The sequence below is a fragment of the Thermus sediminis genome (assembly GCF_003426945.1).
In the GTDB taxonomy this organism is placed as follows: Bacteria; Deinococcota; Deinococci; order Deinococcales; family Thermaceae; genus Thermus; species Thermus sediminis.
In genome coordinates, this window is record NZ_QURO01000002.1 from 22491 (window position 1) to 28490 (window position 6000).

At 73.8% G+C, this 6000-nt stretch carries 11 protein-coding genes; 3 read left to right on the plus strand and 8 right to left on the minus strand.

The features are described 5' to 3' along the window. The first annotated feature begins 375 nt into the window (after positions 1–375). The gene (locus tag ATI37_RS00280; RefSeq protein WP_232822384.1) at positions 376–906 is read left to right on the plus strand and encodes a thermonuclease family protein; all 531 of its coding nucleotides are present in this window, start codon (positions 376–378) and stop codon (positions 904–906) included. Here ATI37_RS00280 and ATI37_RS11805 read toward each other — a convergent pair. From ATI37_RS11805 to ATI37_RS00310, 8 genes are read right to left on the minus strand one after another with little or no spacing between them, the layout of a single operon-like run. Next, the gene (locus ATI37_RS11805) at positions 884–1402 is read right to left on the minus strand and encodes an HlyD family secretion protein (RefSeq protein WP_232822385.1); all 519 of its coding nucleotides are present in this window, start codon (positions 1400–1402) and stop codon (positions 884–886) included. The genes ATI37_RS00280 and ATI37_RS11805 overlap by 23 nt on opposite strands. Beyond that, entirely contained in the window at positions 1327–2526 is a 1200-nt protein-coding gene (locus ATI37_RS00285; RefSeq protein WP_232822386.1) for a metal-dependent hydrolase, read from the minus strand. The genes ATI37_RS11805 and ATI37_RS00285 overlap by 76 nt, the downstream gene beginning before the upstream one ends. Beyond that, complete coding sequence (locus tag ATI37_RS00290) at positions 2523–2783, minus strand: hypothetical protein (protein WP_018461184.1); 261 nt, start codon at positions 2781–2783, stop codon at positions 2523–2525. The genes ATI37_RS00285 and ATI37_RS00290 overlap by 4 nt, the downstream gene beginning before the upstream one ends. Further along, complete coding sequence (locus ATI37_RS12320) at positions 2780–3229, minus strand: hypothetical protein (protein WP_117236607.1); 450 nt, start codon at positions 3227–3229, stop codon at positions 2780–2782. The genes ATI37_RS00290 and ATI37_RS12320 overlap by 4 nt, the downstream gene beginning before the upstream one ends. A gap of 20 nt (positions 3230–3249) precedes the next feature. Then, positions 3250–3960 (minus strand): TolC family protein, encoded by a 711-nt coding sequence (locus ATI37_RS00300; RefSeq protein WP_117236596.1) that lies wholly within the window; start codon positions 3958–3960, stop codon positions 3250–3252. Further along, positions 3914–4081, minus strand: a complete 168-nt coding sequence (locus tag ATI37_RS11620; RefSeq protein ID WP_176758226.1) for a hypothetical protein — start codon at positions 4079–4081, stop codon at positions 3914–3916. Before ATI37_RS11620 ends, ATI37_RS00300 begins: the two co-directional genes overlap by 47 nt. Continuing rightward, positions 4081–4281, minus strand: a complete 201-nt coding sequence (locus ATI37_RS00305; protein ID WP_018461180.1) for a hypothetical protein — start codon at positions 4279–4281, stop codon at positions 4081–4083. The genes ATI37_RS11620 and ATI37_RS00305 overlap by 1 nt, the downstream gene beginning before the upstream one ends. Positions 4282–4289: 8 nt before the next feature. Then, positions 4290–5201 (minus strand): ATP-binding protein, encoded by a 912-nt coding sequence (locus tag ATI37_RS00310; protein ID WP_117236597.1) that lies wholly within the window; start codon positions 5199–5201, stop codon positions 4290–4292. A 182-nt stretch (positions 5202–5383) separates the two neighbouring features. Here ATI37_RS00310 and ATI37_RS00315 point away from each other — a divergent pair, with 182 nt between their 5' ends. Further along, entirely contained in the window at positions 5384–5611 is a 228-nt protein-coding gene (locus tag ATI37_RS00315; protein ID WP_018461178.1) for a ribbon-helix-helix protein, CopG family, read from the plus strand. Then, positions 5598–6000 (plus strand): type II toxin-antitoxin system VapC family toxin (locus ATI37_RS00320; RefSeq protein WP_232822387.1); only part of this gene is annotated, 403 nt, incomplete at its 3' end. The genes ATI37_RS00315 and ATI37_RS00320, both read left to right, overlap by 14 nt.

Genomic DNA, 6000 nt, shown 5'->3' on the forward strand with positions numbered 1-6000 from the left:
GACCACCGGGGACACTGGCCAGGGGGAGCCGTACCGGGAGCCAGCCACCGCCACCACGCCGGAGAGAGGGAAAACCTGGGACACCGCCACCACCTGCCTTTGGCCCGCGCCACTTTTCCCGCGCCGGGCGCAAGGGCCCCAAAAGGGGGCGCGGAGGGCCGGAGGCAAGGCTGGGGTAGGGGCCCCACCCCGAAGGGGCCTGGCCTTGCCGGAGGCCCGGAGCGCCCTACAATGGGGCCCAGCCCGGCGCGGGAAGGGAAGAAGCTTCCTCTCTCCCCCGCCCCCCTTCGGGGAGAGGCCGACGGGAAGGGGGGCGGGGGCAGGGGGTGGGGGAAGGGGTGGGGGAGGCTGCGGCGGACCGGATAGGCTGAGGGGGTGGGCTCAAGAGCGCTCGGGCTTCTCCCCTGGTTGCTCGCCCTGGTCCTGGCCCTCGCCCCGGAGGGCAGGCTCCAGGGCCCGGTGGCCGTCCTCCGTGTGGTGGACGGGGACACGGTGGAGCTTCAGGGCCTAGGGCCGGTGCGCCTCATCGGGATTGACGCCCCGGAGAGCACCTACAACCACCGCACCGCGGGCCCCGAGGAGGTGCGGCTGGGCCTCGAGGCCAAGGCCTTCCTCGCCCGCCTGCTCCAGGGGAGGAAGGTGTGGGTGGAGCTGGACGTCCAGGAGCGGGACCGGTACCGGAGGGTGCTGGCCTACCTCTACCTGGAGGACCCCCGGGGGGACTGGACCTACCGGGGCCGGCGCTTCCTTCAGGTGAACCTGGAGCTGGTCCGGGTGGGGTGGGCTGAGCCCTACACCGTGCCCCCCAACGTCCGCTACGCCGAGCTCTACCTCCAGGCCGCCCGGGAGGCGAGGGCGAGGGGGGTGGGGATGTGGGGATGGCCTACTCCCTCTCCCCCACGATGACCACCTCCACCACCACCTCCCCCGGCCTGAGGTCCCGCACCTTCACCTCGCCCACCCGGCCCGCCACGGGGGACCGGATGAGCTGGGCCTCCTCGGCCCGGGCCAGCCTCCTCCGCAGGCGCTCCTCGGCCAGGCGGGCCTCCCGCAGGCTGGCCTCGAGGCGGGCCCTATCCCCGGCGCAGGAGACGGCCAGGCGGGTGAGCCGCGCCCGGGCCTCCTCCAGGCGCCCCTCGGCCTCGGAGAGGCGCAGGGGGGCCTCCGCCCCCACGCTCACCAGGTAGCGCAGACGGCCCACCTGGTCCTCGAGGCGGGCCATCTCCCCCTTCAGGGCCTCCCGCTCGGCCCGGCACCGCTCCTCCAGCCGGGCCATCTCCTCCTCCAGGCGCTGGGCCTCCTGCCGCTTCGCTCCGGCCTGGTCCTTCAGGTCGGCCAGGGGAGCCTCGTCCACCCTGCGGGCGATGGGCTCCCCCTCGGCCACCCGGTCTCCAGGGCGCACCAGAAGGCCCGCCAGGGAGGGGAGAGAGATGACCAGGGGGTGGACCGTGGGGGCCTGGGGGAGGTCGGGGAGGTAAAGCTCCCCCTCCTCCCCGGGTGCGAACTGGGCCCGCACCACGGCGCTCCCCGCCTGAAGGTAGAGGCTCGCCAGGGGGGCCAGGTCCTCGGGCCGGGCGGCGTGGAAGCGGAGGCGGGGCGGGCTCTCGGAGGCCTCCACCCGGGGGTGGGTGCCCACCGGGGGGACGAGGGGCGGGGGGCGGTGGCGGGGCGGGCCTCCCCGGTGATCCAGACCCTCCGGGCGGAGCGGGGGAGGGCCTGCAGGAGGTCGGCGAGGAGCCTCCCCGAGAGGTCAAGCCGCCACTCCCTGAGGACCTGGGGCCTCCCCCGGACCATGCGCACCCGGTAGGCCACCACCTGGCCGTCCCGGCTCACCGCCAGGGTGCGGCCCAGCTCGTCCTCCACCAGGACGCCCTCCCGCCCCAGGGCCTCCACCACCAGGAAGCGCCCCTCCACGGGCTCCTGGGTCTCGCGGTTGAAGCCCCTCACCTCGGCCCAGACCTCCCAGCGGTCCCGCCAGTCCAGGTAGTCCAGCACGGCCACCTCCGGCGTCCCCACCAGGTGGCGGAAGGCGGAGGCGAAGCCCTGGCCCGATAGGGGCCAGAGGGCGAAGGCGAAGAGGGCGAGGAAGAGGGCCAGGGTGGCCTCCTGGGGGGAGGCGTAGCGGATCCGCCACTCCCGGGAGGGGAAGAAGAAGAACTGCACCCGCCAGGGCCAGAGGAGGGGCACCCCGTTCACGTTGAGGGTGTCCAGGAGGAGGTGGGAGAGGTAGCCGGAGAGGAAGGCCCAGTAGGCCCCCGGGGCCGCCTGGCGGAGGGGAAGGAGGAGGAGGGCGAGGGCGAGGAGGAAGGGAAGGGAGTGGGTGAGGGTGCGGTGGCCGAAGCGCCGCTCCAGGAAGGAGGAGAGAGGGCGGACGAACTTCCCGGGGCCCGAGGTGGTGGTGTCCAGGTCGGGCATCACCGCCCCCCAGGCCAGGGCCAGGCCCTCCAGGAGGCCCACCTCCACCCCCAGGCCCCGGAGGAGGCTCGCCGTGAGGGCCGCCCCGGCGAGGTGGGTCCCGGCGGTCATCGCCTAAGGGCCTCCTCCAGGATCCTCAGGGCCCGGTCCAGCTCCGGCACCCGGGCGGGGTGGAGCTCGTTCAGCTCCAGCCAGACGGCGGAGAGGAGGCCGTGAAGCTCCAGGGCCCGCTCCCGGGAGAGGACCCCACCCCGGGCGCCCGGGCGGGCGAGGGCCTCGAGGTAGGCGAGGCGGGCGAGGAGCTTCTCCCGCTCGGCCTCAAGCTCCGCCACCCTCCGGCGCAGGCGCTCCAGCTCCTCCACCCTCACCGCTCCTCCTCGCAGAGCCTCCCCGAGGCCTCGTAGCTCCGCACCTCCAGCGCCCCCTCCCGGAAGGGGTCCGGGGAGAGGCTCACCAGCCAGAAGGCGCAGACCGGGCCCCTGGCCCGCCCCGCCGCCCGGAGGAAGGCCGCCCGCCCCCTCACGGTCCGGCCCTCCCCGAAGGCCTCGGCCACCGCCCGCCCCCCCTCCTCCAGCACCAGGGCCAGGTCCCCCTCGGCCTCGAGGCCCCCCAGGGCCCGGAGGTGGGCGGAGAGCTCCCGCCCCGCCCGGTAGAGCCGGACCTCCACCCGGAGGGGCTCGGCGGGGAGGGTCTCCACGAGGGGGCTCTCCCCCTCCCAGCGGAAGAGGCGGAGGGGCACCTCCTCCCGGTGCTCGGCCACCGGGGCCTCGCAGGCGGGGAGGAGTATAAGCAGAATAGCTCCCAAAAACCGCACCTTTCCCTCCTAAAAGCCTTTTAAGGCCCCTTGGGGGGCCGGGGGGTACCAGGAGTGCCCCCCTCCTCTTCCAGGGGCCTCAGAAGCCCTCTCAGGGCGTCCAGGGGCAGGCCCACGGCCCGGGCCAGGTCCTCCAAGGCCAAGGCCAGGTCCAGGTTGGCCCGGTAGAGGGCGAGGCGGGCCTGGGAGAGCCTCTCGGCGGCGGCCAGGACCTCGTGGGGGGCGGCGGCCCCCACCCGGGCCCGGGCCTGGAGGGCCTTTAGCTCAGCCTCCCGGGCCTCCACCCCGTCGGCGGCGGTCCGGGCCGCCTCCCGGGCGGCGAGCCACCGGAAGAAGGCCTCCGCCACCCGCACCCTCGCCTCCCGCCGGGCGGCCTCGGCGCGGGCCTCGAGGGCCCGGAGGGCGGGGCCCTTGTCCCGGAAGAGGTCCGCCAGGTTCAGACTGAGGGCTAGGCGGTAGGAGGGGGCCACCTGCCCGTACTCCCCCGCCAGGGCGGCCCCCGCCTCGGCGGAGAGCGCCCCGAGTATTCCGAGGGAGGCCCGGGCGGCCTCGAGGTCGGCGAGGGCCTGGAGGTAGGCGGGATCCGCCTTCAGGGCCTCCTCCGCCAGGCGGTCCAGGAGGCGGGCCTGCCCCTCGGTGAGGCCCTGGGCCAGGGCGGGGAGGAGGAGGGCGAAGAGAAGGGCCCTAAACCAGGTCCAGCACTTCCCAGGGAACGAAGACGCCCCCTTCATCGTCCTCCTCAAAGTCCTCCGCCTCCCGGTCCAGGCACTCCAGGCAGGCCGTCTCCAGCTCCCGGCCATCGGGGAGGCGGATCGCGATGCGCCTCGTCCCGCCGCACATGGGGCACGCCATCACACCACCTCCGGCAACGGCACCCGGAACTCCGGGGCCCAGTAGAGCGCTTTCTCTCCCTCGGCAAGAAGGAAGGCGGCCTCAATGCCCTTCTGGTAGAGCCTCCAGCCCACCTCCGGGTGCCGGAGGAGGTAGTACTGGCCGGTCCCGTCCACCCGCACCACGGAGGCCTCCTCCAAGAGCCGCAGGAACTCCTCCATCTCCGTCCTCACCGGGCCACCACCACCTTCCTGAGCCAAGGGGAGAGGACCACGAAGGCGGCGATGCCCAGCCCCCCGGCCACATAGAGGTCCATCTCGCCCCGGGCCAGGCCCAGGTAGCGGGCGGCGATAGCCACGCCCCCTGCCACCAAGAGGATGGGAGCCAGGGCGATGCCCCGCTCCTCCCGCCGGGCCAGGCCCTCGGCGTAGCCCGTGCCCACGTCCCGGTTGCGCACGATGTCCTCGGCGCTCACGTAGCGCACCAGGCGCTCCACCTCCCCCGGCACCCCGCCGGAGAGGCTCACCACCCGGTTGAGGTAGGCCTCGAGGTCCTCGGCTACCACCCCGTAGCGCTCCACCAGGGCCCGGGCGAGCTCCCGGGTCTCCTTGGGGGAGAGGGGCGGGAGGTCCACCCGGTCCAGGCGCATCCAGAGCCGCTTGGTGCCCGCCTTCCTCAGGGTCTCCGGGTGGACGGCGAGGACCAGGGTGGCGGCCTCGGCGAAGGCCACGAGCCAGGGGACCATACTCGGGGTGAGGCCCGTGGCGTCGTCCACCACCAGGGTGATGGGGTTCACCCCCTCGGGGCGCCGCAAGGCCTTCACCAGGCTCCGGGCCTTCTCCTCGTTCCCCGGGTAGCGCCTCTGCCAGGCCTTGAGGTCGGCCTCGAGGTCCTTCCCCCGTCCCACCCCCTCCACGGGCACCCCGGCGTCCCAGAGGCCCCGGAAGAGGTCCTTGAGGAAGGTGCCGAAGGGAGCCACCCGCTCCGTCCACACCACGGGGGCCCAGGCCTCGAGGGCGGGGAGGAGCTCCCTGAGGAGCGCCGTCTTCCCGTACCCCGGCGGGGCGGAGAGCACCACCCCCCTCCCGGCCCGCACCGAGAGGAGGACCGCCCGCCCCTCCTCCTTCCGGCCCACGAACATACTTCCAGACTAACAGAGTCTGTAAGTTCGGTAGTCTGTAAGTCTGGAAGTTACGGAGTCTGTAAGTCTGTAAGTCTGCAACTGAGGAGGCCCTGGACTCCCTGGAAAAGCCCGGGGGCCAGGGCTAGGGGCCCCGCGGCCCCGGACCCAGCCCCTTCCCTCCCGTGTTATGCTCTTCCTGTATGCGCCTAACCGTCCACATTCCCGAGGACCTGGCCCGCCTCCTCCGGCAGGCGGCGGAGAACGAGGGCAAGTCCATGAGCGCCCTCACCGCCGAGGCCCTGGAGGCCTACCTCAAGGAGCGCCGGCGCAAGGCCCTGGGCCTGAAGGTCCTGGAGCGGGCCGGGAAGGTCCGGGTGGCCGAGGAGGCCCACCGCCTCCTGGAGGAGGGGCGGCGTGACCGCCCTTGACACCGGCTTCTTCCTCCGCCTTCTGGAGGGGCACGAGGAGGCCGGGGCCCTGTGGCGGGCCCTGGCGGAAGGGGAGGGGGAGGGGGTGGTGTCGGGCCTCTCCCTGGTGGAGCTCCTGCGCCTGAGCTTAAAGGGCGCCCTGGCCAAGGAAGACTCGGAGCTCCTCCTCCAAGCCATCCCCGCCGTCTGCCGGGTGGTCTGGCCGGACTGGACCATCGGGGAGCGGGCGGCCCGGCTCTCCCACGGCCTCTACCTGCCCCTGGTGGACGCCCTGGTGCTGGCCACGGCCCTGGAGGCGGGGCGAGGGAGCTTTGGACCACGGACGCCGACCTCGCCCGGTACGAGGGGAAGCTCCGGGTGGTCCTGCTCGGGTAGGGGCTTCACCAAGC

What these genes read in the sequence shown, in the direction of transcription:
- ATI37_RS00285 (WP_232822386.1), bottom strand. Translation starts at nt 2,526, where the DNA reads ATGACCGCCGGGACCCACCTCGCCGGGGCGGCCCTCACGGCGAGCCTC.
- ATI37_RS11620 (WP_176758226.1), bottom strand. Translation starts at nt 4,081, where the DNA reads ATGGCGTGCCCCATGTGCGGCGGGACGAGGCGCATCGCGATCCGCCTC.
- ATI37_RS00310 (WP_117236597.1), bottom strand. Translation starts at nt 5,201, where the DNA reads ATGTTCGTGGGCCGGAAGGAGGAGGGGCGGGCGGTCCTCCTCTCGGTG.
- ATI37_RS00300 (WP_117236596.1), bottom strand. Translation starts at nt 3,960, where the DNA reads ATGAAGGGGGCGTCTTCGTTCCCTGGGAAGTGCTGGACCTGGTTTAGG.
- ATI37_RS00305 (WP_018461180.1), bottom strand. Translation starts at nt 4,281, where the DNA reads ATGGAGGAGTTCCTGCGGCTCTTGGAGGAGGCCTCCGTGGTGCGGGTG.
- ATI37_RS00315 (WP_018461178.1), top strand. Translation starts at nt 5,384, where the DNA reads ATGCGCCTAACCGTCCACATTCCCGAGGACCTGGCCCGCCTCCTCCGG.